26 protein-coding genes are annotated in these 26,706 nt (G+C 66.1%); 10 read left to right on the forward strand and 16 right to left on the reverse strand.

Annotation, left to right across the window (positions count from 1 at the left end; all coding sequences use genetic code 11):
* Positions 1-253: 253 nt before the first annotated feature.
* Positions 254-880: a TIGR03809 family protein gene (locus ACQR1E_RS12290; RefSeq protein WP_316202790.1), complete on the forward strand. Its 627-nt coding sequence runs from the start codon at positions 254-256 to the stop codon at positions 878-880.
* Between the two features lie 4 nt (positions 881-884).
* Here ACQR1E_RS12290 and ACQR1E_RS12295 read toward each other — a convergent pair whose 3' ends face one another.
* Positions 885-2,258, reverse strand: a complete 1,374-nt coding sequence (locus ACQR1E_RS12295; protein ID WP_434897086.1) for a TIGR03808 family TAT-translocated repetitive protein — start codon at positions 2,256-2,258, stop codon at positions 885-887.
* Positions 2,259-2,493: 235 nt separating this feature from the next.
* Between ACQR1E_RS12295 and ACQR1E_RS12300 the strand changes: the two genes are divergently transcribed.
* Positions 2,494-2,781 (forward strand): GlsB/YeaQ/YmgE family stress response membrane protein, encoded by a 288-nt coding sequence (locus ACQR1E_RS12300; RefSeq protein WP_315716090.1) that lies wholly within the window; start codon positions 2,494-2,496, stop codon positions 2,779-2,781.
* Between the two features lie 40 nt (positions 2,782-2,821).
* Here the strand turns inward: ACQR1E_RS12300 and ACQR1E_RS12305 are convergent, their stop codons facing one another.
* The 11 genes from ACQR1E_RS12305 to ACQR1E_RS12355 all read right to left on the reverse strand — a co-directional run bounded on the left by ACQR1E_RS12305 (position 2,822) and on the right by ACQR1E_RS12355 (position 12,557).
* Positions 2,822-3,478 carry a pyroglutamyl-peptidase I gene (locus tag ACQR1E_RS12305; protein ID WP_434897087.1) on the reverse strand — a complete coding sequence of 219 codons (657 nt, stop codon included), beginning with the start codon at positions 3,476-3,478 and terminating at the stop codon, positions 2,822-2,824.
* On the reverse strand, positions 3,475-4,464 hold the full coding sequence (meaB, locus tag ACQR1E_RS12310) for a methylmalonyl Co-A mutase-associated GTPase MeaB (protein WP_315753091.1): 990 nt from the start codon (positions 4,462-4,464) through the stop codon (positions 3,475-3,477). Before meaB ends, ACQR1E_RS12305 begins: the two co-directional genes overlap by 4 nt.
* 35 nt (positions 4,465-4,499) lie before the next feature.
* Positions 4,500-5,273 (reverse strand): RsiV family protein, encoded by a 774-nt coding sequence (locus tag ACQR1E_RS12315; RefSeq protein WP_315828247.1) that lies wholly within the window; start codon positions 5,271-5,273, stop codon positions 4,500-4,502.
* A 201-nt stretch (positions 5,274-5,474) separates the two neighbouring features.
* Complete coding sequence (gene scpA / locus ACQR1E_RS12320; RefSeq protein ID WP_316171157.1) at positions 5,475-7,631, reverse strand: methylmalonyl-CoA mutase; 2,157 nt, start codon at positions 7,629-7,631, stop codon at positions 5,475-5,477.
* Positions 7,632-7,648: 17 nt separating this feature from the next.
* Positions 7,649-8,113: a GFA family protein gene (locus ACQR1E_RS12325; RefSeq protein WP_315716096.1), complete on the reverse strand. Its 465-nt coding sequence runs from the start codon at positions 8,111-8,113 to the stop codon at positions 7,649-7,651.
* 2 nt (positions 8,114-8,115) lie between these two features.
* Positions 8,116-9,978, reverse strand: coding sequence for a methylmalonyl-CoA mutase family protein (locus tag ACQR1E_RS12330; RefSeq protein WP_434897088.1), 1,863 nt, complete (start codon positions 9,976-9,978; stop codon positions 8,116-8,118).
* A 101-nt stretch (positions 9,979-10,079) separates the two neighbouring features.
* The gene (gene folK / locus ACQR1E_RS12335) at positions 10,080-10,571 is read right to left on the reverse strand and encodes a 2-amino-4-hydroxy-6-hydroxymethyldihydropteridine diphosphokinase (RefSeq protein ID WP_316172933.1); all 492 of its coding nucleotides are present in this window, start codon (positions 10,569-10,571) and stop codon (positions 10,080-10,082) included.
* Between the two features lie 5 nt (positions 10,572-10,576).
* Entirely contained in the window at positions 10,577-10,945 is a 369-nt protein-coding gene (gene folB, locus ACQR1E_RS12340; protein WP_315716098.1) for a dihydroneopterin aldolase, read from the reverse strand.
* A complete protein-coding gene (gene folP, locus ACQR1E_RS12345) occupies positions 10,942-11,799 on the reverse strand; it encodes a dihydropteroate synthase (protein WP_434897089.1) in 858 nt (285 codons plus the stop codon). The genes folB and folP overlap by 4 nt, the downstream gene beginning before the upstream one ends.
* Positions 11,800-11,874: 75 nt before the next feature.
* Positions 11,875-12,282, reverse strand: a complete 408-nt coding sequence (locus ACQR1E_RS12350) for a DUF4332 domain-containing protein (protein ID WP_315716100.1) — start codon at positions 12,280-12,282, stop codon at positions 11,875-11,877.
* A gap of 68 nt (positions 12,283-12,350) precedes the next feature.
* The gene (locus ACQR1E_RS12355) at positions 12,351-12,557 is read right to left on the reverse strand and encodes a hypothetical protein (RefSeq protein ID WP_316167043.1); all 207 of its coding nucleotides are present in this window, start codon (positions 12,555-12,557) and stop codon (positions 12,351-12,353) included.
* A 334-nt stretch (positions 12,558-12,891) separates the two neighbouring features.
* Here ACQR1E_RS12355 and ACQR1E_RS12360 point away from each other — a divergent pair, with 334 nt between their 5' ends.
* Both ACQR1E_RS12360 and ACQR1E_RS12365 read left to right on the forward strand, forming a co-directional pair.
* A complete protein-coding gene (locus tag ACQR1E_RS12360; protein WP_315828251.1) occupies positions 12,892-14,502 on the forward strand; it encodes a helicase HerA-like domain-containing protein in 1,611 nt (536 codons plus the stop codon).
* A gap of 159 nt (positions 14,503-14,661) precedes the next feature.
* Positions 14,662-16,080 (forward strand): M20/M25/M40 family metallo-hydrolase, encoded by a 1,419-nt coding sequence (locus ACQR1E_RS12365; RefSeq protein ID WP_434897090.1) that lies wholly within the window; start codon positions 14,662-14,664, stop codon positions 16,078-16,080.
* A gap of 59 nt (positions 16,081-16,139) precedes the next feature.
* On the opposite strand, the gene ACQR1E_RS12370 is transcribed toward ACQR1E_RS12365, so the two are convergent.
* Together ACQR1E_RS12370 and ACQR1E_RS12375 are read right to left on the reverse strand one after the other, a co-directional pair.
* Positions 16,140-17,351: a GGDEF domain-containing protein gene (locus ACQR1E_RS12370; RefSeq protein WP_315768141.1), complete on the reverse strand. Its 1,212-nt coding sequence runs from the start codon at positions 17,349-17,351 to the stop codon at positions 16,140-16,142.
* A gap of 145 nt (positions 17,352-17,496) precedes the next feature.
* Positions 17,497-18,591 carry a trypsin-like peptidase domain-containing protein gene (locus tag ACQR1E_RS12375; RefSeq protein WP_315753079.1) on the reverse strand — a complete coding sequence of 365 codons (1,095 nt, stop codon included), beginning with the start codon at positions 18,589-18,591 and terminating at the stop codon, positions 17,497-17,499.
* Between the two features lie 222 nt (positions 18,592-18,813).
* Between ACQR1E_RS12375 and groES the strand changes: the two genes are divergently transcribed.
* From groES to ACQR1E_RS12400, 5 genes are all read left to right on the forward strand, one after another.
* Positions 18,814-19,128 (forward strand): co-chaperone GroES, encoded by a 315-nt coding sequence (gene groES / locus ACQR1E_RS12380; protein WP_315753078.1) that lies wholly within the window; start codon positions 18,814-18,816, stop codon positions 19,126-19,128.
* Positions 19,129-19,170: 42 nt separating this feature from the next.
* Complete coding sequence (groL, locus tag ACQR1E_RS12385) at positions 19,171-20,793, forward strand: chaperonin GroEL (protein WP_434897091.1); 1,623 nt, start codon at positions 19,171-19,173, stop codon at positions 20,791-20,793.
* 261 nt (positions 20,794-21,054) lie between these two features.
* The gene (locus ACQR1E_RS12390; protein ID WP_315716108.1) at positions 21,055-21,285 is read left to right on the forward strand and encodes a hypothetical protein; all 231 of its coding nucleotides are present in this window, start codon (positions 21,055-21,057) and stop codon (positions 21,283-21,285) included.
* Positions 21,286-21,539: 254 nt separating this feature from the next.
* Positions 21,540-21,989, forward strand: coding sequence for an Hsp20 family protein (locus tag ACQR1E_RS12395; protein ID WP_315716109.1), 450 nt, complete (start codon positions 21,540-21,542; stop codon positions 21,987-21,989).
* A 90-nt stretch (positions 21,990-22,079) separates the two neighbouring features.
* Positions 22,080-22,613, forward strand: a complete 534-nt coding sequence (locus ACQR1E_RS12400; RefSeq protein ID WP_316225736.1) for a hypothetical protein — start codon at positions 22,080-22,082, stop codon at positions 22,611-22,613.
* Between the two features lie 108 nt (positions 22,614-22,721).
* Here the strand turns inward: ACQR1E_RS12400 and ACQR1E_RS12405 are convergent, their stop codons facing one another.
* Together ACQR1E_RS12405 and ACQR1E_RS12410 are read right to left on the reverse strand one after the other, a co-directional pair.
* Positions 22,722-23,501 (reverse strand): class II aldolase/adducin family protein, encoded by a 780-nt coding sequence (locus ACQR1E_RS12405; protein WP_315768135.1) that lies wholly within the window; start codon positions 23,499-23,501, stop codon positions 22,722-22,724.
* A 105-nt stretch (positions 23,502-23,606) separates the two neighbouring features.
* On the reverse strand, positions 23,607-25,259 hold the full coding sequence (locus tag ACQR1E_RS12410) for a glycosyltransferase family 39 protein (RefSeq protein WP_315716112.1): 1,653 nt from the start codon (positions 25,257-25,259) through the stop codon (positions 23,607-23,609).
* Between the two features lie 441 nt (positions 25,260-25,700).
* Here ACQR1E_RS12410 and ACQR1E_RS12415 point away from each other — a divergent pair, with 441 nt between their 5' ends.
* Positions 25,701-26,621, forward strand: a complete 921-nt coding sequence (locus tag ACQR1E_RS12415; protein ID WP_315716113.1) for a hypothetical protein — start codon at positions 25,701-25,703, stop codon at positions 26,619-26,621.
* Positions 26,622-26,706: the final 85 nt, after the last annotated feature.

Genomic DNA, 26,706 nt, shown 5'->3' on the forward strand with positions numbered 1-26,706 from the left:
CGATATCCGGCAGTGTCTCGCGCACCCCGAGTCGAACATCCTTGGGTTGTCTAGGGATCCCGTTGGTCGCGTTCGCGCTCCGCGCCTGGCCAAAGCCCGAAAAAACACGGACAAAATTTCCGCACGACTACGGTTTGGCCGCCAAACAACATGGCATTAGCTAGACTTTGTTAACCTTTTCCACAAAATATTCACGTCACGTTGCGTTGATTCGTGCCGAGTGCGTCCGTCCCCTTATCTCACGGGCTCCCCCATGACACATCGACCGGACGTGGCTTGCAGCCGCGAACTGGCTGCACGCTGGTGCGCGCTTGCCGAAAGGCGCCTGGACCATCTCACCGAGCTGTTCCAGAGCGGCCGCTGGCGCCGCTACTACACCGAGCAGTCTCTCCTGGACGACATCCGCCAGGCCAAGGCCGCGGTGCAGACCTGGCAGGCGCTATCCCGCGCCGAGCCCGAGCAGGTGAGCATCGTGCCCAGCCAGACGCCGGCTGCCGTTGTGGCTGCGCCACCGGCGCCCGCGCGCCCCGCCGAGCCTGAGCCGATCAAACTCCGTCTCCATGAAAATCATCCCATCGAGCGGCGCCCCATTGCGCTGCCGCCTTCGCTCGAAACCATCCTTGCGGAGTCCAAGATCATCGTCGAGCCCGAGATCGAGCTGGCCGCGGATGATCTGGAACCGGACGACGTCATCGAACCCGACTATGTGGCCGAAGACGACATCGCGCCGGAGCCGACCGTCGCGCCGTCCCGCATCGACATGTTCGCCCTGGAGCAGGCCTTGAGCATCGGCATTCAATCCGACGCCGAGTATGACGAGCCGGTGGTCGATCTCGATGCCATCGAGCGCCGCTATCCAGCGCTGGCGGTCGCTTATTAGTCTGTTACCGGCTGACGGCGTTGCCGTTGACAGTCAGATGGGCAAATCGCTGCGCACCGTCCTGCGTCAGGTCCGATGTCACCGGCTTGATGTGATCGAGCCCGATGACCGCGCCACGGGGCGTGCCGGAGATGATGTTGTTGCTGACGAGCGCCGTGCCCGCGCCCGGCACGACCGAGAGGCCGACGCCGGCCAGAGCGTTGCGGACGACGTTGCCGGAGATCACCACGTCGCGCAGATATCGACCCCAGCCGGCGACGATGCCGTAGGACGGGGCATTCTCGACCACGTTCCCGGTCACCGCGGAGTCCGCCTCGACATAGATGCCGATGCCGGCATCGTCGTCGGGTGCTGTGCCGATCGGCCGCTTCGGGATCAGATTGCGGATGATGTTGCCCTGGACCACCGCGATGCGGCCGCCTTCGTTGAAGTTGCAGACGGAGACGCCGAAGGCGGCACCATCCACCGTATTGCCTGAGATGACGGCGCCCTCGAATGCGAACTCAGAGTAGAGCGCGACCTCGCGCACGTCGCTGACGCTGTTGCCGACGATCTGGATGTTCGAGGCCGAGTTGCCCCGCACTGCCGAGTAGTCGCAGTTCCTGATGCGGTTGCCGCGCACGATCACGTTGCCGGCGCGAAAGGCGTTGATGGCGTTGCCGTACTGGCCCGAGCCGCCGGGGCCGGCCTTGATGTCCGTGATGCTGTTGTCGAGCACCATCGTGCCGTCGTCGCCGATCGCGGTGCGCAGGATCTCGATGCCGTTGTCGCGCGTCCCCTTGATGGTATTGCGCGACACGATCAGCCCGAGGGCATCGAACGACACGATCGCGGTGACCGCGATGTCGGTGAGGACGTTGCCGCTGACGTCGCCGGAAACCTGCTCGAGCCAGATGCCGCTGCCGCCGGAGCGGGTGATCTCGCAATCATGGATCCTGACATCGTTGCCGGCTGCAACGTGAAGCAGGCCGCGCCGCTGGGGCAGGGCAATGCCGCCGCCGTCGAGCGCGACGCCGCTGATGCCGAGGCCGTCAGCGCCTTCTGCTGACAGCATCGACGGGCCGCCACCGGTGAACACGAGCTTGGTGGCACCCCGGACGCCGACCATCTGGCTGCCCCTGGCAAGCCGCAGCATCGAGGTCCTGTAGGTGCCCGGCGGCAGCGCCAGCGGCACCTGGGCGCGCGCGGCCTCGTCGATCGCACGCTGCAGCGCGCGGGTCTGGTCGTCGGGACTGTTGGGCTTGACGCCATATTGCGTGGCGTCGCGGCCGAGTGCGGAGATCAGGGGGGCGGCCTGCGCGGCATCCGCCGGCAGGGCCAATGCCCCGGCGGCGCCGGCAGCCGATCCAGCCAGAATGCGGCGGCGATTGACATCCATGGTCAGTGTCTCGCGCAAAAGATAAAAGATGATGTGCGGCCACGACTTAAGCCGAAAGCCTCAATGCTGATGCTGAGGATGAGCGCCTGCGCCCGGGATTGTTGGCGGTAGGGTTAAATCTTCACGTCAGATCGCCCGCCGGCGTGGGTTGCCCGTCGAACCGGTGAGCCTCTCCCGAGGGAACCAATGGGACTCGCGGACATTGTTCCCGCAATGGATCGGCGAGGAGAGGGTCATGCATCTGTCAAATGAGAGTCTACTGGTTATTCTGTTCGTGGGCATTGTCGCGGGCTGGCTCGCGGGCCGCGTCATGGAAGGCGGCGGCTTCGGCCTGATCGGCGACCTGATCGTCGGCCTCCTCGGCGCCTTCATCGGCAATTGGCTGTTGCCGCAGCTCGGCATTCATCTGGGTGTCGGACTGGTCGCCGCGATCATCAACGCCTTCATCGGCGCCGTGGTCCTGTTGCTCCTGCTGCGCTTGATCGGTGGGGGATTTGGCGGTCGGCGCCGCTGGAGCATCTGATATCCCGCGCTGACCGTCAGCGGTCATACCACCATCGGCGTCAGCTCGTGCGACAGGACGCCTGTCGCACGACCTTGACCAGCTCCGTCAGCATCGCTTCGCCGGCATCGACGAGCCCCTCCAGCGTGATGCGCGAACTGCCGTGCGGCAACGCCGTGCCGGCACGCGGCAAGGGAGGAATGTGGATGAAGGCGGCGAGCCGCGGCCCTTCGGCGGCCTTGGTCGCCTCGATCGCGCGCCAGCTCAGATAGTTGCAGAGATAGCTGCCGGCATCGCGCGAGGCCCGGGCATCGATGCCGGTGGCGCGCGCCGCGCGCAGCAGCCGCGCCATGTGCGGGCCGAACGGCATCGGATGTGCACCCGGGACGATCACGCCCTTGCGCGCGACGTGGCGGTCGGCATCCGGGAAGGTCGTGGTGATCGCGTTGCGTGCGCGCGTCTCGATCCGCAGATAGGACGTTCGCCCGGCGAGGCCGAACATCATGAGCGCATGCGGGCGCCGCTCGGCGATCAGCGCGGGCAGCTCGCGATCCACGGTCGCATAGGTCACGTGAAAAATGTGGCTGCTGATGGCGACGTCATCCAGCGCTGGCCGCCGCAGCTCTGACAACCGCTTCACCAGCGGCATGGTCGGATTGGACGGCGCGCCGGGAAACGGGCCGAATCCGGTGATCAGGACGCGCGGCCGCTCGCTCATGTCAGCATCTCCGCGAGCTGCTCGGCGGCGAGCGCCGGCGCGACGCGGCCCTCGGCGACGTCGCTCTCCAGCTTCTTCACCTTCGCGCGGATGGATGGATCGGTGCGCAGCCGCGCCATCAGGCGCTGCTCCAGCATGGTCCACATCCATTTCACCTGCTGGTCGCGCCGCCGCGCGGCGAACTCGCCGGAGGCGATCATCGCCTTGCGATGATCCAGGACCTTCTGCCACAGCTCGGCGATGCCCGTGCCTGATATCGCCGAATAGGTCACGACCGGCGGATGCCAGTGCTCGGAGCGGGGGCTGAGCAGATGCAGCGCGCCGCGATAGTCGGCCGCGGTGATGTTGGCGCGCTTGACGTTGTCGCCATCGGCCTTGTTGATCGCGATCATGTCGGCGAGCTCGACCAGGCCCTTCTTGATGCCCTGCAGCTCGTCGCCGCCGCCGGGCAGCATCAGCGCGAGGAAGAAATCGGTCATGTCGCAGACCGCGGTTTCGGACTGGCCGATGCCGACCGTCTCGACCAGGATCACGTCGAAGCCTGCGGCCTCGCACAGCAGCATCGCCTCGCGCGTCTTGGCGGCGACGCCGCCGAGCGTGCCCGACGAGGGCGAGGGGCGGATGAAGGCGTGCTCGTGATGGGACAATCGCGCCATCCGCGTCTTGTCGCCGAGGATCGAACCGCCGGTGCGCGCCGAGGACGGATCGACCGCGAGCACCGCGACCTTGTGGCCCTGTCCGATCAGGAACATGCCGAGCGCATCGATCGTGGTGGACTTGCCGACGCCGGGCGAGCCGGTGATGCCGACGCGGATCGCGTGCCCCGTCCGTGGCAGCAGCGCCTGCACCAGTTCGCGCGCGGCGGCCTGATGGTCGGCGCGGCGGCTCTCGACCAGCGTGATCGCGCGCGCCAGCGCCGCGCGGCTGCCGGCGCTGATATCGTCGGCCAAGGTCGTGGTATTTGGCGAAGGAGAACGAGAGGACATGCGCCCGTTATAGCGGATGCGAGCGGCCCGGCCAGCTAGTTCTCCTCCGCATCCCCCTTCGGCCTCGCGCCGCCGAAGATCGCCTGCCCCTCCGCGCTGAGATAGGGCTTCAGCGTTTCCCAGGGCACGAAGGCGACATAGTCGCCTTCCGCGTAGGCGCCAACGGCGTAGGGCGGATAGTGGAAGGTGAGGCCCGAGCTCTTGCCGGCCAGCGTCGAGGGCGCGAGCGTGACGGCGCCAATGCCGAGCAGCTTCGGCTCGACGCTCTTCAACCACCACTCGTCAGTGTCGCCGGCGTCGCGCGCCTTCTTCTCTGCTCGCAGCGAGGCGATGATCGCCTTGCTGATCGCGGTCATGGTCGGACCGTTGTCGGCGGTCTCGTTGAAGAACGGGCGGATCGAGATGCGCTTGGCGGCGGCCTTGTCCCAGAGGATGGTGTCGACCGTCCGGTTGGGATGGGCGCCATGCGTGTCCATGTAGTCGTTGCGCAGCACGCTGACATAGCGATCGGCGACCATCGAACGCACCGAATAGTCGCGGCCATAGGTGTAAGGGCCGTCGCGGAACAGTTCCTTGTCCGCCTTGTAGTCCTTGGCGGCGTCCGCGGCCTGCTTGTCCATCCACTTGCGGCCTTCGGCGAGGCAATTCGCGGCGAGCGCCGGATCGGCCTTGATGTCGGCACTCAGCGTGACGCTGGCCTCGGCGGCCTTGGTCTTGATCGACGCATCGGGCTTGGCTTCGGCGGCGATCGCCGGCGAGAGGGTGAGCAGGCCGAACAGGGCGGCGACAAGCAGTTTGGTAGAATACATGAGGCTTGTGATCCGGGTTTGGTTGTCTGTGCGCGCACGTACCGCAAAGGTTCGATCGTGCCCAGATCGAACGCGCGGCGATGGATTACAGCGCGTCAATAGCTCGACGCTCTCGGGAATGGACGCAAGACAATGTCGAGATTCCGGGTTCAAGGCCTTTGGCCTTGCCCCGGAATGACGGTGGGGTGTGACGCAGTCGGACTACTCCGCCGCCTCGCTGTGCCCCAGCCGCGCATTGAGCTTTTGGATCAGCTCCTCGGCGGCGTCGGCGATGACGGTGCCCGGCGGGAAGATCGCCTCGGCACCGGCCTTGTACAGCGCATCGTAATCCTGCGGCGGCACGACACCGCCGACGATGATCATGATGTCCTCGCGGCCCTGCTTCTTGAGCGCGGCCTTCAGCTCCGGCACCGCGGTGAGATGCGCGGCCGCCAGCGATGAGACGCCGAGAATGTGGACGTCGTTCTCCACCGCCTGCCGCGCCGCCTCGTCGGCGGTGGCGAACAAAGGTCCGATGTCGACGTCGAAACCGATGTCGGCGAAGGCCGACGCGATCACCTTCTGGCCGCGGTCGTGGCCGTCCTGGCCGATCTTGGCGACCAGGATGCGTGGCCGGCGGCCCTCGGCCTCCTCGAACGCCTCGATCAGCGCCTGCAGCTTCTCGGCTTTGCCGGACATGGCGGCAATCTCCCGCTTGTAGACGCCGGTGATGGACTTGATCTCGGCGCGATGGCGGCCGAACACCTTCTCCAGCGCGTCGGAGATCTCGCCGACGGTGGCCTTGGCGCGCGCCGCGTCGATCGCGAGCGCCAGCAGGTTGCCGTTGCCGTCACCGGCCGAGCGCGTGAGCGCCGCCAGCGCCGCATCGACCTCGGCCTGCTTGCGCTCGGATTTGAGCCGCGACAGCTTGTCGATCTGCAGCCGGCGCACGGTGGAATTGTCGACCTTGAGCACGTCGAGCGGCGGCTCGTCGGTCGGCTTGTACTTGTTGACGCCGATCACCGACTGGCGGCCCGTGTCGATCCGCGCCTGGGTCTTGGCCGAGGCCTCCTCGATGCGCAGCTTCGGCACGCCGGCCTCGATCGCCTTGGCCATGCCGCCGAGTTCCTCGATCTCCTGGATGTGGCCCCAGGCCTTGGCGGCGAGGTCTCGGGTGAGGCGCTCGACATAATACGAGCCGCCCCAGGGATCGATGATCCGGGTGGTGCCGCTCTCCTGCTGCAGGAACAGTTGGGTGTTGCGGGCAATGCGCGCGGAGAAGTCGGTCGGCAGCGCCAGCGCCTCGTCGAGCGCGTTGGTGTGCAGCGACTGGGTATGGCCTTGCGTGGCTGCCATCGCCTCGACGGCGGTGCGCACCACGTTGTTGTAGACGTCCTGCGCGGTCAGCGACCAGCCCGAGGTCTGGCTGTGGGTGCGCAAGGACAGCGAGCGCGGATCCTTCGGGTTGAACGGCTTCAGCAGCTTCGCCCACAGCAGCCGCGCGGCGCGCAGCTTGGCGACCTCCATGAAGAAGTTCATGCCGATCGCCCAGAAGAACGACAGCCGCGGCGCGAAGCGGTCGACGTCGAGTCCTGCCGCGATGCCGGCGCGCAGATATTCGACGCCGTCGGCGAGCGTATAGGCGAGCTCGAGATCCTGCGTCGCGCCGGCCTCCTGCATGTGATAGCCGGAGATGGAAATGGAATTGAACTTCGGCATCTTCTGCGAGGTGAAGGCGAAAATGTCGGAGATGATCCGCATCGAGGGCGAGGGCGGATAGATGTAGGTGTTGCGCACCATGAACTCTTTCAGAATGTCGTTCTGAATGGTGCCCGACAATTTCTCCGGCGGCACGCCCTGCTCTTCGGCGGCGACGACGAACAGCGCCAGGATCGGCAGCACGGCGCCGTTCATGGTCATCGACACGCTCATCTGGTCGAGCGGAATGCCGGCGAACAAGGTGCGCATGTCGTAGATCGAGTCGATTGCGACGCCGGCCATGCCGACGTCGCCGCCGACGCGCGGATGATCGGAATCATAGCCGCGATGGGTGGCGAGATCGAAGGCGACCGAGAGGCCCTTCTGGCCGGCGGCGAGGTTGCGGCGGTAGAACGCGTTGGAATCCTCCGCCGTGGAGAAGCCGGCATATTGCCGGACCGTCCAAGGCTGGTTGACATACATGGTCGGGTACGGACCGCGCATAAACGGCGCGATGCCCGGCCAGGTGTCGAGGAAGTCAATGCCGGCGAGATCGGCCTCGCCATAGGCGGGCTTCACCGGAATGCCTTCGGGCGTGAGCCACGGCTCGGCTGGGCCTGCGGGAGCCGGCGTGGCCGTGGGCTCGAACGCGATCGCGGTGAAATCGGGAATGCGGCTCATGGCCCGGCGTCCTCGTCTCAATCGTGGTCCGGATGCTGATGGCTGACGATGGTCGCCATCTTCTCCGGTCCATAGTTCTGTTGTGTCGTCTGGCTCGGCAGATTGGCGATCGCGACCACCCAGCCAAGTCGCGACTCCGAGCCATATTGTCGCGTCGGCACCACCCGGTCCGGCCGGTCGAAGCTGCCGGTCATGATCTCGATCCGCGGCCCATCAATACGCCCGAAGCCGAGCGGCGTGCCGCAGGCGGGACAGAAGAAGCGCTCGGCGATCGTGGATGAACGGAACGCGGCGGGCTGACCGCGCGTCCAGGCGAAGTGCTCGCGGTCGATCTCAGCGAACGAGGCGAACGGCGCGCCGGAGGCTTTCTGGCACATCCGGCAATGACAGATGCTGACCTTGTTCGGCGTGGTCTTGAACGCGAAGCGGACGGCACCGCATTGGCAGCCGCCGGTCAGGAGAGGCTTGGTGTCGTCGGTCATGCTCACTCCAGATGCGTATAGGCGTCCTCGAGCGTCTTCAGCGCGTCGCCGCCGGCGAACACGAAGCTGCCGATGCCCGCTTCGCGCAACGCAGCTTCCCGCTCGCCGCCGCGGCCTGCCAGATAGATATGTCGTGCGCCCGCGGCCTGAAGGGCCTTGGCCGCCGGAACCGCGGCCTCGGCATAGACCTTGTCGGACGAGCAGAGGCAGGCGATCGCGGCGCCGGAGGCGCGGTATGCATCTGCGAGCGCGGCCGGATCCGCGCCGCCCTGGCCGTCGATCGCGGCGATGCCGCCGGCCTCGAAGAAGCTGCGGACGAAGGTCGCGCGGGCGGTGAAGTCGGCGGCGGTGCCGATATTGGCGAGGAAGACCGAGGGGCGCTGTCCCTGGCTCTTCAGCAGGCTGTCGGAGCGGTCACGCAGCCGCTCAAATCCTTCAGCGAGGCGGATCGGCGTGAGCGGTGCGAAGCTGAGCGCAGCCTTGGCCGCCAGCGGCGCGGCCAGAGGGGCGACCGCTTCCACGGCGACTTCGGCCTCGTTGAGATTCGGAAACTCACTGGCGCCGGTCAGCACGTCGCGCCGCTTGGCGATGTTCGCATCGCGCGCCTGCTTCACTGCGGCGACCTTGGTCTGGATGAGGCCCGCCTGCAACGCCGCAACGACGCCGCCGGCCTTCTCGATCTCCTGGAACAGTGCCCAGGCGGCGCTGCACAACTCGCTGGTCAGCGCCTCGATGCCGCCGGCACCGGCGGCGGGATCGGCGACGCGGGCGAGATTGCTTTCCTCCAGCAGCACCAATTGCGTGTTGCGGGCGACACGGCGCGCGAACGCGTCGGGCAGGCCGAGTGCGGCTGTGTGCGGCAGCACCGTCACGGCATTGGCGCCGCCCAATCCGGCCGTGAACGTCGCGATGGTGGCGCGCAGCATGTTCACGTAAGGATCGCGCCGGGTGAGCATGCGCCACGCCGTCTCGCCCGAGATGAAGAGCGGCCTTGGCGCCAGGCCGCAGGCCTCCTCGATGCGCGCCCACAGCCGCCGCAGGCTGCGGAATTTCGCCAGCGTGAGAAACTGATCGGTGTCGGCGGCGAGCCGGCCGTAGATCATGCCGCGCGCGGTCTCGAGCGCGATGCCTTCGGCTTCGAGCGCCCGCAGATAGGCGACGGCGGAGGCGAGCACGAAAGCGAGCTCCTGCGCCTCCGATCCGCCGGCGTCGTGCACGACCCGGCCGTCCGCGGCGAAGAACGGGCCCTTGAAGCCGGCCTCGTGCAGTTGCTTGACCAGCGCGCCCGAGTTGCCGCCGAGCGTCGGTGCGTCATGCGAGCTTGCGCCGCGAGCGGCCGCATGCCCGGTCGGATCGAGGCCGAACCGGATGTCGCAGGCCGCGGCCTTGATGCCGCGCTGCTTGACGATGTCGGCGAGAAGCGAGGCGGGCGAGAGCGAGTCGCCGAGGTGCAATTCGATTGCAATCGCAGCATCGAGATGCACGCCGTCGAGCGCGCGCGCCACTGCGTCGGGGCTGGCGGCGAGGCCGAAGCCATGCGCGGCGTTCGAGCCGGCAAACACCAGCGACAACCCGGTCGCGCCATTCTCGAGGTCGATCAGCGCCTGTGCGTTGGCCTTGGCCGGATCGGGATGATCGACGCGCTGCATGACCTGCCATGGCGCCGATGGCGCGCGGCCGGCGACCGGCGCGGCATGCTTGGCGCGCGGATAGATCGGCTGGATTTCTAGCCCGTCATAGGTCTTGCCGACCAGCTTCTCGAAGGCCGCGCCCTTCAGCACGCCATCGACCAGCTTGCGCCAGTCCGCCTCGCCGGCCGGCGCAAAATCGGCGGCCAGTCGCAGATCGTCGGTCTCGGTCGTCATGCGGATCGCGTCTCCCGGGGCGTCTGTTATCGCGATTGTTGTGGCGCAAAATGCCACGTCAGGGCGGCCAAGCCAAACGGTTGTTTGGCCGGAGATGTCAGCTATTCGGCTGACGGCAACGGCCGGATTCCGTCGCGCGAAACGGCGAGCACGGCCTCATCGACGCGGCGGCCGGCAATCCGTCGCGCCGGCACGATCTCGGCCAGCGGTACCAGCACGAAGCCGCGTTCGAACAGCCGAGGGTGCGGCAGCGTGAGATCGGGGGTGTCGATCGCGAAATCGTCATAGGCGATCAGATCGAGGTCGAGCGTCCGCGGACCCCACCGCGTCTCCTGCGCGCGATTGCGGCCGAACATGCGCTCGACCGCGTGCAGAACGCCGAGCAGCGGCCGTGGAGGCATCGCGGTCGCGATCTCGATGCAGGCATTGATGAAGGGCGGCTGCTGCTCCTCGCCCCATGGCGGCGTGATGTAGTCGGACGAGCGCGCGATAAGCGCCGCCGACGCGCGCGCACAGATCTCCGGAATGGCGCGCCGGAACGTCGCCCTGACGTCGCCGACATTGCCGCCGAGAGCAACCAGCGCGCTCGCCATCGCCGTCATGGATGCCGCGAGCGCGTCAGCACCACGCCGACATCCTCGAAGATGGCGGCGATCGGCGCATGCGGCTTGTGCACCGTGACCTTGACGGCGCGAATGCGGGCGAAGGTTGACAGGATCGCATCGGCCACCGCGCCGGCCGCGCGTTCGAGCAGGCGGTAGTTGGAGTCCTTGAACGCCGCCGTCGCCGTCTCCACCACGTCGGAATAGGACACGGTGTCGGCGAGGCGGTCGCTGCGCGAGGAGTCCGAAAGGTCGGTGTAGAGCTCGAGGTCGATCACGAAGCGCTGGCCGACCTCGCTCTCATGCTCCATCACGCCATGACGCGCGTGGATGAGAACGCCCTTGATGAAGATCGTATCGGTCATCGCAGTGCCTCGATTGCCGCGGCCACGCCTACGGCCTGAACCGTTTCGGCGACGTCATGCGCCCGGATGATTGCAGCACCGCGCCGAGCCGCAATCAGATGCGCCGCGATCGAGCCGCCGAGCCGCTCCTGCGGCTCCGACGCCACCACGGTGCTGATGAAACGTTTTCGCGATGCGCCGACCAGCAGCGGCAGCCCGAAGCATGCGAATGCATCGAGCCGGGCCAGCGCAATCATGCTCTGCTCCGCCGTCTTGCCGAAGCCGATGCCTGGATCGAGCACGATGTTCCCACGGGGAATGCCGGCCTTGGCCGCGATGTCGAGCGAGCGCGTGAAGAAGCCGATCATGTCGGCGACGATGTCGATCTCCGGATCGACGGCAGCACGGTTGTGCATCACCACGATCGGCGCGCCATGCGCGGCGACGACATCGGCCATCGCGGGATCGCGCTGCAGACCCCACACATCATTGGCGATCGCAGCACCATGGTCCAGCGCGTAGCCTGCAACTTGAGATTTCATGCTGTCGATCGACACGGGCACGCCGAGTGCGACGACCGCGGGCAGGATCGGCTGCAGGCGCGCCAGTTCCTCCTCGGCCGTGACCGGCACCGCGCCCTTGTAGGGCCGGGTGGACTCGGCACCGATGTCGATGATGTCGGCGCCGGCCGCGATCAAGCGCTCGGCCTGCGCAATGGCGCGTTCCGGTGCATCGAAACGGCCGCCGTCCGAGAACGAATCCGGTGTGACGTTGAGAATGCCCATCACCGCCGGGAATGGACGCGAAAGCCAGCTCCGCAGCAGCGGGTGGCTCGACGCGAGGTCCGGGGCGGAGTGCGGCGAAATGGCGCTCATAGGCGCCGCTTTGCGCGGTTGCCACCCTCAAGTCAAGGTGTCGCACCGCACAAGCACGGTCAATCTAGAGGCTGGTCAATAGCTGATCTTCGGCTCCAGCCGGCGCGCCCTTTCGATGAGCTGGCCGACCGACTTCTCCGACGGCAGGATCCGAACCAGTTTTCGCCGGGTGTTCACTTCCTTGATGTTCTGCGCCAGCCGGGCGGGATTGCGGTGCGCCAGCTCGCGCACGGTGGTCACCCCGGCTGCGCGGACGAGGCAGACCTTGGCCTTGCCCATGCCGGGAATGCGCATGTAATCGGCGGCGTTTGCCCAATCGAGCAGTTGCTGCTCGCTGATGCCGGTCTTGGCGGCGAGCGCCTTACGCCCTTTCACGGTCCGGGCGGCTTCGAGAAATGTGTCGGTGGTCCGGATGCCCAAAGCTTTCAGCTTGGCGGCATAGAAGGTCGTCATGCCTTCGAGTTCGGTGATCGGATATGTCATGATACTCGGCGCGCGCGAAGGTGCTTCAGGTGATATGGCCCGGGCGGTCGGGCTTGGGGCAACCGGGCTCAGGCCGGGTGTGCCTGTCGCGATCGTGCCAACTGATCGGCTTCGATTTGGTCGCGGCCGAACGCAAAAAGTTCACCGGCTGACGGCTGCGGCGCCTGCCATTGCCGTCCATTGCCGCTGAGGAAGTCAGGCCCGATGCCGATGATTTCAGCCACGACTTTACTGATGCCGGCCGTTCTGGCCAGCGGCTCAATCAACTCGTTCATGTGAACCCCGTCTCATCCGGTCCCCCACGACCGGATGTCCTCTCGCTGAATTCATCTTGATCGGACGATCCGTGAATTACAAGCGAGGAGCCGGCTCGGTGCGCGAATCGATTCGCGATCGACGATGAACTGTTGCAGCGATGCAAGACCGGATGTTGAATCCACGGATCAAACGTGCGCATCGCGCAGCACCAATGCTAAGAAGAGTGCGTGCCGTGCGAAGAGGTGAGCACCCTGACGCTGGTTCCAATTCGCGAAACTCAACTATGTTATCGCGCGCGATGCTCCGCACCACGTGTGATGCGAAACATTCTCTCTCGAAAGATGGATCATCATGGCACCATCCGGAAAACCCGTGGCTGATACCGACGACAAGATCTTCGTGGGTGCCGGCGAGCAGCCGGCCTGGTTGACGCTTGCGCTTGCCAATCGCCATGGACTGGTCACCGGCGCGACCGGCACCGGCAAGACAGTCTCGCTACAGGTGATGGCCGAGGGTTTTGCCCGTGCCGGTGTTCCGGTCTTCGCCTCCGACATCAAGGGTGATCTCTCGGGCATCTCGCAGACCGGCGAAGCGAAGGACTTCATCCTCAAGCGCGCCACCGAGCTCGGCCTCACCTATCAGCCCGATCAGTTCTCGACGGTATTTTGGGATGTGTTCGGGGAGCAGGGCCATCCGGTGCGCGCCACCGTTACCGAGATGGGACCGCTGCTGCTGGCGCGGATGCTCGACCTCAACGATGTCCAGGAAGGCGTGCTCAACGTCGCGTTTCGCGTGGCCGACGAGAACGGCCTCGCCCTGATCGACATGAAGGATCTGCGCGCGCTGCTCGACGCGATCATTCCGGAGGCCGGCAAGAAGGGGGCGGATGCGGAGGCCGATCCGCTGGCGCCGATCCGGAAGGCGGCGCAGTCGTTCGGCAATGTCACGCGCGCGACCGTTGGCACGATCCAGCGGCAGTTGCTCGTGCTCGAGAACCAGGGCGGCACGAAGTTCTTCGGCGAGCCGGCGCTGATGCTCACCGACTTCATGAAGACCGACCGCGACGGCCGCGGCATGATCAACATCCTCGTCGCCGACAGGTTGCTGGAGAGCCCGCGACTCTACGCGACGTTCCTGCTGTGGATGCTGTCCGAGCTGTTCGAGGAGCTGCCGGAGGTCGGCGATCTCGCCAAACCCAAGCTGGTGTTCTTCTTCGACGAGGCGCATCTGTTGTTCAACGATGCGCCGAAGGCGCTGATGGACAAGATCGAGCAGGTGGTGCGGCTGATCCGGTCGAAGGGTGTCGGCGTCTATTTCGTCACGCAGAATCCGCTCGATGTTCCGGACCGGGTGCTCGGGCAATTGGGCAATCGCGTGCAGCACGCGCTGCGCGCCTTCACGCCGCGCGATCAGAAGGCGGTGGCCGCGGCCGCCGACACCTTCCGCCCCAATCCTAAGCTGGACACCGCCAAGGTGATCACCGAACTCGGCAAGGGCGAGGCGCTGGTGTCGTTCCTGGAGGGCAACGGCACGCCGGCGATGGTGGAGCGCGTCCTGATCCGGCCGCCGTCGGCGCGCATCGGACCCGTCACGCCGGAGGAGCGCAAGGCGATCATCGCCGCGAGCCCGGTCAAGGGCAAATACGACACCGCGATCGACGCCGAGTCCGCCTACGAGCTGCTGCAGAAGCGGATCAGCGGAACCGCCGCGACGACGGAAGCCTCCTCCGGCAGCGTGCTCGGCAAGATCGGCGACATCGCCGCGACGATCTTCGGCACCAACGTCAAGCGCGGCCAGCTCTCGACCACGCAGGTGATCGCGCGCAACGTCGCCCGCTCGGTCTCCGACAAGGTGGTGGGCGGGATCGCGGCCGATCTCGGCAAGCAGGTCGGCGGCTCCTTGGGCAGTTCGATCGGCCGCTCCCTCGTGCGTGGCGCGCTAGGTGGACTGCTGCGGCGTTGATATGGTGTCGTGTTCCCGGTCGGCGTGATGGCCTTGTCATGTCATCTGCGCCGATTGGGGGGCAGGCGGCATTTGCTGCCTTTGCATGAGGCTGGCCCGGACCGCGCAACGGAGCTACAAGCGGGCCGATAGCCGTTACATGCGAAGGATCCGGTGGCCATGGCCAATGCGCAGCTTCAATCCGTTCTCGACCACATCGACGCCGACTTCGACAACAGCCTGGAGCGGCTGTTTGCGCTGATCCGGATCAAGTCGATCTCGGCCGATCCGGCCTTCGCTGGGGATTGCAAGGCAGCAGCCGACCATCTTGCCAAGGATCTTGCGACGCTCGGTTTCGCCGCCGAAGTGCGGCCGACCGCCGGCCATCCGGCCGTGGTCGGCAAGAGCAACGGCCATGGTGGCAAAGGAGATGGCGCGGCCAAGCCACATGTGCTGTTCTACGGCCATTACGACGTGCAGCCGGTCGATCCGCTCGAGCTGTGGCATCGGCCGCCGTTCGAGCCCGTGGTCGCCGACCATGCCGACGGCCGCAAGATCATCGTCGCGCGCGGCGCCGAGGACGACAAGGGCCAGCTGATGACCTTCGTCGAGGCCTGCCGCGCCTGGAAGAAGGTCACGGGATCGCTGCCGCTCGACATCACGGTGCTGATCGAGGGCGAGGAGGAGGTCGGCTCGAAGAACTTCGTGCCATTCCTCGAAGCGAACAAGGACGAGTTCAAGGCCGACTTCGCGCTGGTCTGCGACACCGGCATGTGGGATCCGAACACGCCGGCGATCACGACCTCGCTGCGCGGTCTCCTCTATGAAGAGGTGAAGATCAAGGCCGCCAATCGCGATCTGCATTCCGGCGTGTTCGGCGGCGGCGCGCGCAATCCGATCCGCGTGCTGACCGAGATCCTCGGCGGCCTGTTCGACGCCGACGGGCGCATCACCATCCCCGGCTTCTATGACGGCGTGAAGGATGTGCCGCCGGAGGTCCTGGAGCAGTGGAAGAAGCTCAACCTGACGCCCGAGAGCTTCCTCAAGCCGATCGGCCTGTCGATCCCCGCCGGCGAGAAGGATCGTCTGCTGATCGAGCAAATCTCGTCGCGGCCGACCTGCGATATCAACGGCATCTGGGGCGGCTATATCGGCGAGGGTTCCAAGACCGTGATTCCGTCGCTGGCGCATGCGAAGGTCTCGTTCCGCCTCGTCGAGGGCCAGGACCCGCTGAAGATCCGCAAGGCCTTCCGCGACTACGTGTCGGCGCGCATCCCCGGCGACTGCTCGGTCGAGTTCGGCGATCATTCGGCGGGCGCTGCGATCGCGCTCGACTGGACCATGAAGCCGTTGGCGGCTGCCAGGCAGGCGTTGACCGAGGAGTGGGGCAAGGAGACCGTCCTGATGGGCTCGGGCGCCTCGATCCCGATCGTCACGGACTTCAAGAAGACGCTCGGTCTCGATTCACTGCTGGTCGGCTTCGGTCTCGACGACGACAACATCCATTCGCCGAATGAGAAATACGACCTCAAGAGCTATCACAAGGGCATCCGCTCCTGGGCCCGCATCCTCGCCGCGCTCGCGGAGATGCCACGGTAGTGCAGGCGCTCGTCCGGGCTACGACCGCGACGGCGCTGATTGTTTGCACGAGGCTGAACTCACGCCGCGCTGGCGACCGACTTCGCCGCAAGATCGCCGCCGGCGATCTTGCGCAGCGCTGCGAGATTGGCTTCGGCCGAAGCCAATCGCCAGCAGGATTTCCCGCTCGACTTGGCTTCATACAATGCGGCGTCCGCCGCGAACAGCAGGGCTTCCGGATCGGTGCCGTGCTCGGGCGCGACGGCGATGCCGATGCTGATGCCGATCTGGACATGCGCGCCGCCCGGCAGGGCCATCGGCGAGGTCATCACCTCGATGATGCGCTCGCCGAGCGCCAGCGCGTGGTCGAGCGCAGGATCGCCGGCGAGCACCACGAACTCGTCGCCGCCGATCCGGGCGATGACGTCGCCGCGAGAGGCGGTCTGCCGCAGCGTCCGGCCGACGATCTTCAGCAGCTCGTCGCCTGCGGCGTGACCGAAGGTGTCGTTGACCGGCTTGAAGCCATCGAGATCGAGATACAGGACGGCGAAGCTGCGATCGCCGCCGGCGTCGAGCCTGCTCTGCAGCGCATCGATCAGGCCGGCGCGGTTGCGCAAGCCCGTGAGTGGATCGAGCCGCGCCCGCTCGTCGCTCTCGCGCTTGGCCTGCATGACCGCCACCAGCATCTTGTTGAGCCGGAACGCCGCGCCGGTCATGGCGAGGAAGTAGACCGGCATCTGCAGATACATCGCGAACAACAACGGCTCATGCGACGTCGCGACGCCGGGGATGACGGGGCCGATGCTGAACAGGATCATCGTGCCGACCAGGCGCGGCGCGCTGAAATTGCGAAAGCAGATGCCGCCCACCATGGCGGCCGAGGAGATGCAGGTCAGTGACGCGGCCACCCAGTCGCCGGACGCGAGGCTGATGCCGACGCCGAAGCCGACGCTGGCGCTCCAGGCCACCGACAGCAGGATGTGGATGTCGGTCGGCGTCGCCAGCCGCTCGCGGGCGCGGCGGTAGGCAATCATCATCACGATCAGCCGCGACAGGCAGATCGCGACTTCGAGCACGAACCAGGTGATGAAGAGCGGGCTCGGCGTACGCAGTGCGAGCGCTGCGGCGACAGCAACGGTGTTGATGGCGCCGCCGGCGAACACCGACCAGCAGCCGTAGAGCTCACGCGTCAACGCGCGGCGGATATCTGATGACACCGGATATCCCGGGTCGGCCAGCCAGCGCGTCACGCGCCAGCGTGGCAAACTGAACGCCAAACCATCACCCCGCATTTCAATACCTCCGCGGGGTTGCAATAAGCGCGATAGCACTTAACAGGCGTTTAGAGAGGTATCGGCGTCTCGCTGCATGCTTGATGCACGGTAAAAATTTACTCCACGTGGTACGCGCAGCTAACAACGAACTGAAGTTGAATTCTCAGCCCGAGGTTCTCGCGCGCGCACGTTCTTCGGTGACCGGCGCGACCTCCACCGTCGCATTGCCGAGCGCGCGGTCGCGCTCGAACACGAGACGGACGCGCTGCCCGACCGGTGTGAGGCCGATCAGGTTGCGCACCTGCGTGGCGCTGCGCACCGGCATGTCGTTCGCCTTCACGATGATGTCGCCCTTGCGCAGTCCCGCGCGTTCGGCCGGCGAGCCCACGGTGACGTCGGCGACGCGCGCGCCCTGAATCCGGCCATCGGCCGGTGCATCCAGGTCGAGCAGGGTCACGCCGATGCGGCCGCGATCGACGCGGCCGTTGGCGACGAGCTGCTCCATCACCCGCCGCGCCATGTTGATCGGGACGGCGAAGCCGATGCCGACATTGCCGCCGCCGGGCGAGATGATCGCGGTGTTGATGCCGACCAGCTCGCCGCGCAGATTGATCAGCGCGCCGCCGGAATTTCCGGGATTGATCGCCGCGTCGGTCTGGATGAAGTCCTCGTAGCCCTGCTTGCCGAGGCCGGTTCGCCCGAGCGCGCTCACGAGACCCGAGGTGACGGTCTGGCCAAGACCGAACGGGTTGCCGACGGCGATCACGAAGTCGCCGACCTCGAGCGCATCACTGTCGCCAAGCGCGATGGCCTTGAGGTCGATGGGGTCCCTGATCTGCAGCAGCGCGATATCAGTGGCGGGATCGCGCCCGACCAGGCGGGCGGCGAATTTGCGGCCATCCTTGGTGCGGATCTGCGCTGTCGTGACGTGCTCGACGACGTGATTGGCGGTCATGACGTAGCCGCGCTGCGCATCGACGATGACGCCCGAGCCGGTGGCGCTGATCTGCTTCTCGACCTGCTTGGGGACGTCGAAAAACTCGCGAAACAGCGGGTCCTGGTAGAGCGGATTGTCCTGGCGGACCTTGCCTTCGACCGAGATGTTGACGACGGCGGGCGTCACTTCCTTGACCAGCGGGGCCAGCGTCGGCACCCGGCCTAGCTTGAGATCGGGAATCTGGGCCAAGGCAGGCCCGGTCATCAGGCAAAGCAGAATGGCAGGCGCCAGGACGGCCCGGAGAAAAGGCGGAAGCTGCATCGTGATCCCCAACAAGCGCGATCAGGATTTTTTGGCGACGACAGAACTGGGAAAGCGGCCGGCCCGGTTCAAGAGCCGCACTGGCAATCGTTCCCCGAGAGTGCCAAAAAATTTACGTGACCCTCTTGAACGAAAAGTTCGGCTTTCCTAGGTCGTTGCTCGCTCGGGGGCCTGATGGGACCCGAGGCTTATGACATCGCTGATCTGTAAAGGAGGATGTGCATGCATTTCCGTCCATTGCACGACCGCGTGCTCGTGCGCCGTATCGATGCCGAGGAGAAGACCAAGGGCGGCATCATCATTCCCGACACCGCCAAGGAGAAGCCGCAGGAGGGCGAGATCGTTGCCGCGGGTCCTGGCGCGCGGAATGAGCAGGGGCAATTGGTGCCGCTCGAGGTCAAGCCCGGCGACCGCGTGCTGTTCGGGAAATGGTCGGGCACCGAGGTCAAGATCGACGGCAAGGATCTCCTGATCGTGAAGGAGAGCGATCTGCTCGGCATCATCGACACGCCCGTCGCGGCCAAGAAGGCTGCGTGATTCCCTCAACTGACAGTCATCGAGAGAAAGGAGACGACGAACATGGCTGCCAAGGACGTGAAGTTTTCGACCGACGCGCGCGATCGCATGCTGCGCGGCGTCGACATCCTCGCCAATGCCGTGAAGGTCACGCTCGGTCCCAAGGGCCGCAACGTCGTGATCGAGAAATCGTTCGGCGCGCCGCGCATCACCAAGGACGGCGTGACGGTCGCCAAGGAGATCGAGCTGGAGGACAAGTTCGAGAACATGGGCGCGCAGATGGTGCGCGAGGTGGCCTCGAAGACCGCCGATCTCGCCGGCGACGGCACCACCACCGCCACCGTGCTCGCCCAGGCCATCGTCAAGGAAGGCGCGAAGTCGGTCGCCGCCGGCATGAACCCGATGGATCTGAAGCGCGGCATTGATCTCGCCGTCGACGCGATCGTCAAGGATCTCAAGTCGCACGCCAAGAAGATCACCAGCAATGACGAGATCGCGCAGGTCGGCACCATCTCGGCCAATGGCGACAACGAGATCGGCCGCTTCCTCGCCGAGGCCATGCAGAAGGTCGGCAATGACGGCGTGATCACGGTCGAGGAGGCCAAGAGCCTCGACACCGAGCTCGAGGTGGTCGAAGGCATGCAGTTCGACCGCGGCTACGTCTCGCCGTACTTCGTCACCAATTCCGAGAAGATGCGGGTCGAGCTCGAGGATCCCTACATCCTGATCCACGAGAAGAAACTGTCGGGTCTGCAGACCATGCTGCCGCTGCTCGAAGCCGTGGTGCAGTCCGGCAAGCCGCTGCTGATCGTCGCCGAGGATGTCGAAGGCGAGGCGCTGGCCACCCTGGTCGTCAACAAGCTGCGCGGCGGCCTGAAGATCGCCGCCGTCAAGGCGCCGGGCTTCGGCGATCGCCGCAAGGCCATGCTGGAGGACATCGCGATCCTCACCGGCGGCACGACCATCTCCGAGGATCTCGGCATCAAGCTGGAGAACGTCACCTTGTCGATGCTCGGCCGCGCCAAGAAGGTCGTGGTCGACAAGGAGAACACCACGATCGTCGACGGCGCCGGCGCCAGGAAGGACATCGAGGCGCGCACCCAGCAGATCAGGCTGCAGATCGAGGAGACCACCTCCGACTACGACCGCGAGAAGCTGCAGGAGCGGCTCGCCAAGCTCGCCGGCGGCGTCGCGGTGATCCGGGTCGGCGGCGCCACCGAGGTCGAGGTCAAGGAGCGCAAGGACCGCGTCGACGATGCGCTGCACGCCACCCGCGCCGCGGTGGAGGAGGGCATCCTGCCCGGCGGCGGCGTCGCGCTGCTGCGCGCCACCAAGGTGCTCGACGGCGTCAAGACTGTTAACGCCGACCAGAAGGCCGGCGTCGACATCGTCCGGCGCGCCATCCAGGTGCCGGTGCGGCAGATCGTGCAGAACGCCGGCGAGGACGGCTCGCTGGTGGTCGGCAAGCTCCTGGAAAAGGATGCCTATGGCTGGGGCTTCAACGCCGCGACCGGCGAGTACCAGGATCTGGTGCAGGCCGGCGTGATCGACCCCGCCAAGGTGGTCCGTACCGCGCTGCAGGATGCGGCCTCGGTCGCCTCGCTGCTGATCACCACCGAGGCGCTGGTGGCCGACAAGCCGAAGAAGGCGGACGCCGCCGCGGCCGCGCCGTCGATGGACTTCTGATCTGGTGAAGCCGGGGCTGGCCGCAGCCAGCCCCGGCTGCCTGAAGGAAATATCTACAAACAACTGATCGCTGCCCTGTGCGGTCGTGGATCGGCCACAACGGGCAGCTATCAATCAGGTTGACGATCGCAGTTCGTCCAGAACCGGCCACAATTGCGTTCAGTGAGCCGGCTGTGATCGGGCCGACGGTCGACGGGAGGTGTGGTTGAGCGCTGTCGCGCCGCCCGGTCTCATCAGCAGCGCGAGCTCGCAGGCCCGATCATGCCAGCCTGGCAATACGATCATCCGCCGCCCAACCCGACCTCCGTCATGAGCATGGGCGATCCCCGTCGCTTGACGCGGTTTTTGATCGAGAGCGAGCAACGCGTGGTGGCGCACTGCCAGGCCGTGTTGTCGCGTGGCGACATCGATCAGCGCGAGCGCGACCGGCTGGTCAGCGTGCTCCGGGAGGCGACGATGCGGCTGCAGCGGCTGTCCGCCGTGGCCGCCTGACGGGTGTTGCGCTGCGAAAAAAAGGCTGCGACAAAAAAATCGATCCGTTCCTCTTGAAATGGATGCCGGCTTTTCTAATTCGTCTGCTGCCGCTTCGGCGGCGCCGGGTGCCATCAGGGCCCGGTCGAAATCTGGGCGCTGACCGGTTGTCTGGTACTCAGAAGTCTCTTGGTACTCGGACATCTCCGGGACTTTGAAGTCCGCATCGGCTCGGCGCTCCTTCGTATCCATCTTGCTCCTAGGAGGACTTGGCTATGAGGACCTACGACTTCTCTCCGCTGTGGCGTTCGACCATCGGCTTCGACCGTCTGTTCGACCTGCTCGACGAGACCCAGCGCGCGGTCGAGGACCACTATCCCCCGTACAACATCGAGCGGATCGGCGACGACCGCTACCAGATTTCGCTGGCGCTGGCGGGCTTCGCTCCGGACGAACTGTCCATCACCGCCGAGCACAACGTGCTCACGGTGGAAGGACGCAAGGGCGACAAGGAGACCCGCGAATACCTCTATCAGGGCATCTCGTCGCGGCCGTTCAAGCGGCAGTTCAATCTCGCCGACTATGTGCAGGTGACCAACGCGGCGTTCGACAACGGCCTGCTGCGGATCGAGCTCGTGCGCGAGATTCCCGAGGCGATGAAGCCGCGCCGCATCGCCATCGGCACGGCGCCGGTCGAGAAGATCGCGCAGCAGAAGGCGGCCTGACGCCTTGTTCGAGCTACGGCGCGGGCGGCGTGTCGCCCGCGCCGTTGCAGCATCTGTCTCTGGTGAAAGGAGTGGAAGAGGAGAGACGCCATGAGCGAGCACCGTTTTTCGATCACCGCGGGCAGTGCCGGATTCCATTCGGTCTCGCACTACGAGTCGCCGGCGGACCTGCTGAATGACCGCAAGCTGTCACTGGCCGAGAAGCGGCTGATCCTATCGTCCTGGGCGTCGGACATGTATGCTGTCGAGTCGCAGCCGGGCCTGCGCAAGATCCCGGGCATCGCCAGGCCGCTTTATCTGGCCGACGTGCTCGGCGCGCTGCGTCAGCTCGACCGCGAGGATCAGCCGCCGCGCCCACGCGGCGGGGCAGCCATGCGCATCGTTCCGCGCGTCGATGTCGAAGCCGATGGCGCCGCGATGGAGAGCGCCGCGAGCGGCAGGATGCGGCCCGCCGCCCGCCTGCGGTTCTCGCGCGAGGCCAATGTGCGGCGCTATCGCAAGCTGCTCGCCACCCGCCTTGCCGAGCACGAGCGGCGCTTCGTCGAGCGGCGGCTGGCCGAGGAATTGCAGCAACTGCACGGCCCGTCCGAGCGGCAGGGCATGGCTCGGGCAGGATGCTGCTGACGGGGCACGTCATCGCACGAATAAAAACGCCGCCCGGAATTGGGCGGCGTTTCATTCCGAAAAGCGTAGAGGGTGATGGGTTCAGACTAACCGATCAGCGGGCGACAATCAATTCCGGTAGCCCGGATTGAGGCGATCGAGCCGGCGCAGCAGCGGCGGCCAGACCAGCTGGGTGGAGCGCAGCTCGACGCGATCCTCGTTGTCGAACAGCTTCGCATTCTTGTCGATGACCTCGTCGCGCACGGGATAGGCCGAGGGACCGAGCGTGCGCGTGCGGACCTGGATCGAGCAGGCACGCTCCAAGTGATACATGCGCTCGAAGGCGGAGGCGACCGAGCGGCCGACCGTCAGGGTGCCGTGATTGCGCAAAAGCATGTTGTTCTTGCTGCCGAGGTCGCGCTGCAGCCGCGGCCGCTCGTCATGGTCCAGCGCCACGCCCTCGTAGTCGTGATAGGCGAGGTCGTGGGTCACGTATTGCGCAATCTGGTTCAGTGGCAGCAGGCCGTCGGCGCAGCTCGACACCGCGACGCCGTCGAGCGTGTGCAGATGGATCACGCAGCCGGCATCCTCGCGGACCTCATGGATCGCGGAATGGATGGTGAAGCCGGCGGGATTGATGCTGTACTCGCTCTCGGACAACTGATTGCCGTAGAGGTCGACCTTGATCAGGCTGGAGGCGGTGATCTCCTCGAACAGCAGGCCGTAGGGGTTGATCAGGAAGTGATGCTCGGGGCCGGGCACGCGGGCCGAGATATGAGTGTCCACCAGGTCGTCCCAGCCGAACAGCGCCACCAGGCGGTAGGCGGCGGCGAGATTGACCCGCTGCGACCATTCGGCCTCGGTCATGTTCGACGGCACTTCCTTGAGGCGCGCTTCGGCGGGCGACATGGCATTCTCCGATTTCCAGGGCTGACCCGAGCCTAGGCGGCCCGCCGCCGCGCGACAAGGCGCGGGGCAGGGGGAGCAGTCATGTCGCGCGGCTGAGCAGGCCGCTCACGGCGCCGGGATCGACAGCAGGCTGGAGATGCTGCGGCCGCGGATGTCGTAGACCCGGGCGAACACGACGTCGTCGCGCTTGATCTCGACCATGACAGGGGCAGTCAGTCCCTTGCAGTAGAACTCGCCGAGCGTCATGGCGAAGTCGGCCGCGTGGCTGTCCCAGCCGATGGTGAAATCGGGGCCGAGCGCGACCTGGGCCGGCCGCTGCGGGCCGCAGACCGCGACCTTCCATTTGTGCCCGATCGGCGGCACCTCCTGGCGCTCGTCGAGCTGCTCCTTCAGCCCGTCGGAGGCCTGCTTCAGCGCCAGCCCCCAATAGTCGAGCATGAATCGGGTGTCGGCCTCGCGCACGGTGCCGGCGATGAAGTTGAAGTGGGTGTACTGATAGGGATGCAGCCGGATCATCTCCGCCAGCGGCAGCAGCAGGCCGAAGCAGAACGCGGCGATTGCCACCGGCTGCCAGCTGCGGCGTTCGTCGGCGTTGAGCCACGACAGCAGCCAGGAGAAGGCGATGCCGCCGAGCAGCGCCATCGGCGGGATCACGAACACGAAGTGGCGGATGCCGTTGTAGAGCGCCGGGCGTTTGACGATCGCGATCAGGATCGGCAGCGTCGCCGCCAGCGTCAGCATCAGCAGGATGCTCTTCCGGCGCGCCGGCACGTCGGGCCGCGACAGCGACATGATCGAGGCCACGACGCCGGCGACGAACAGCGCGATCATCAGTTCGGGCAGTTGCAGCGCGAACAGCGTCGGCAAATACGACCAGGGCATGTCCGGCACCGAGACCAGCGCCCCGTCGAACATCTCCTTCCACGGCTTCTCGAAGAAGTGCGAGAAATAGGTCAGGGCCCGGAACGGGTTGGCCGGTTCGATGATCGACCAGGGCCAGATCAGCCCCATGATCAGGTAGCCCAGGATCAGGCCGGGGATCAGCACATAGAGCACGTGGGCGAAGCGGCGGATCGTCTCGCGCGGCCCTTGCGTGCGGTACTCCTCCAAGAACAGCGGCATGAAGCCGACCATCGCATAGACGACAGCCATGCCGCCCAGGATGCGGGAGCCGATCGAAAAGCCGGAGCCGAGGCCGAGGATCAGGATGGTGCGCGGCGAGGGGTAGGGGTACTCCTCGGCAAGGCGCACGAGACCCATCAGCAGCACCACCATGGCGACCGCGAAGGGGGCGTCCTTCGGGTTCATGAACATGTGGCCGTAGAAGATCGGGCACAGCGCCAGCAGCAGCAGCGCGGCGAGGCCGGCCACCGGACCGCCGATGCGACGCGCCAGGCGCCAGGTCACGCCAAGGCCGATCAGCCCGACGACGGCCCCGACCAGCCGGCGCGTCTCGAACAATTCCAGCGGCAGGATCTTGTGCAGCAGGGCTGCAACCATGTCGAAGCCGCCACCGTACATATACAGGTTGGCGAACGACAGCGCCGCCTGGTCCCTGAAACCGGAGCCGTACATGCGCAGCAACAGATCGGCATATTCGGCATGGGTGTAATCGTCCCAGCCGAGGCCGTAATCCCGGAAGGTCAGTCCGGCCACCACCGCGACCGCGGCAAGCACGAACAGTGCAAGATCGTCATACGTCCGCTCGAGGGACCGCCGCGTCGGGGTCTCAAGAACCGAAGTGGTTATCGTTGTCATGGCTGAGTGTGACCCGGCGTCCCCTGGCGACCCCGCTTCCGCGTTTCAGGCCTGTGTTCCCCGCCTCCGTATAGCGCGTCCCGGCTTCCGAGGTGTCGGAATTATGGGAAGGTATGCTTCTCGCAGCGCAGCGGGGACCCGAATTTCGGCTGCTGAGCGCCATATTGGCACAGTCAAATGAACGCCCGCTGAACCACAGGGGCCGGAAGAGCCCGGGAGGAACCTCAATGAATGCCGAGGGTTGGCCGATGTATATTGTGGCGACATCATGACGATGGCTGCACGGCGGACGAGAACTTCAGCAGGATTGGCCGAACTTCCGCTGCAAATTGTCGCGGATTTGGACTAGAAACCGGATTCAAGGACGCGCGCAACCGCAGCTATCTAATGTGATTTCGGTCGGGACACCGTCCGGAACCGGCGCATTAGGGGATGAGTTCGATGATGAGTGCAATGTTGGCCGCCGGAGCCCTCGCCGTGTTGGCCGGGCTCGGGGCGATCGCCTGGGGAATTCCGGTCAAGGAGTTCAGCGTCGGCAATACGCTGATCCTGTCGGGGACCCTTGGCGTCTGCAGCGGGCTGATCCTGTTCGGACTGGCGGCCGTCCTCAGCGAGCTGAAGGTGATTTCGAGCCGGCTGAGGTCGGGTCCGGGCGCCGAGTCCGAGGCCAAGCCTCTGCAGCTCCCGCTCGGCGCCAGCAAGACCGACTTTGAGACCGCCCCGGTGCCGCCGACGGAGGACGTCTGGCGCGAGGGGGGCTCGCCACGTCCGCGTCCCCGCATGCCGGACCTGTCGTCTCCCCTGTCCTCGGGGTTGTCGTCGTCGCCTCTGTCCTCGTCTCCTTTGTCAGGCTCGCTGCGCGCCTCCGAGCCCTTGCCGGCGCCGGACGAGCCGCCAGCCGAACCCGCCGAGCGGCCCAAGCGCAACCTGCTGTTTGCGTCGTCGTCGCGGCGGGAACGGGAGCGCGCGGAGAAGCGCGGCGCCGAGCCGTTGCCGACGGATTTCCGGTCACCGCCCCTCGGCGCACCGCCGCCCATGCCGCTGGACGAGCCTGCCGCGACCGAGTCGGGCCCGTCGGACGGCTGGTCTCGACCGGAGCGGACGCCGGAGCCTCTGCGCCCGCCGTTCCCGCGGCGCTTGGCGCGGGCCGCGCCGGCCTTCGTCGAACCCGAGCCAACCCCGCCGCTGCCTGAGCCGAAGGACCTGGACGCGCCGGCCGTCAGCATCGTCAAGTCGGGTGTGGTGGATGGGATGGCCTATTCGCTCTATTCCGACGGCTCGATCGAGGCGCAGATGCCCGAAGGGATGATGCGCTTTGCGTCGATCGACGAGCTGCGCACCCATCTCGAAGGCCGGACCTGACGCGGCCGGATCACACGGTCAGGTTGAATTCGGCTGGCGTACGGTACGCAGTACTTGGCGGGTGACAGACTTCTCAAGAAGAAGT

It is taken from the genome of Bradyrhizobium sp. HKCCYLRH1030 (genome assembly GCF_051168395.1).
In the GTDB taxonomy this organism is placed as follows: domain Bacteria; phylum Pseudomonadota; class Alphaproteobacteria; order Rhizobiales; family Xanthobacteraceae; genus Bradyrhizobium.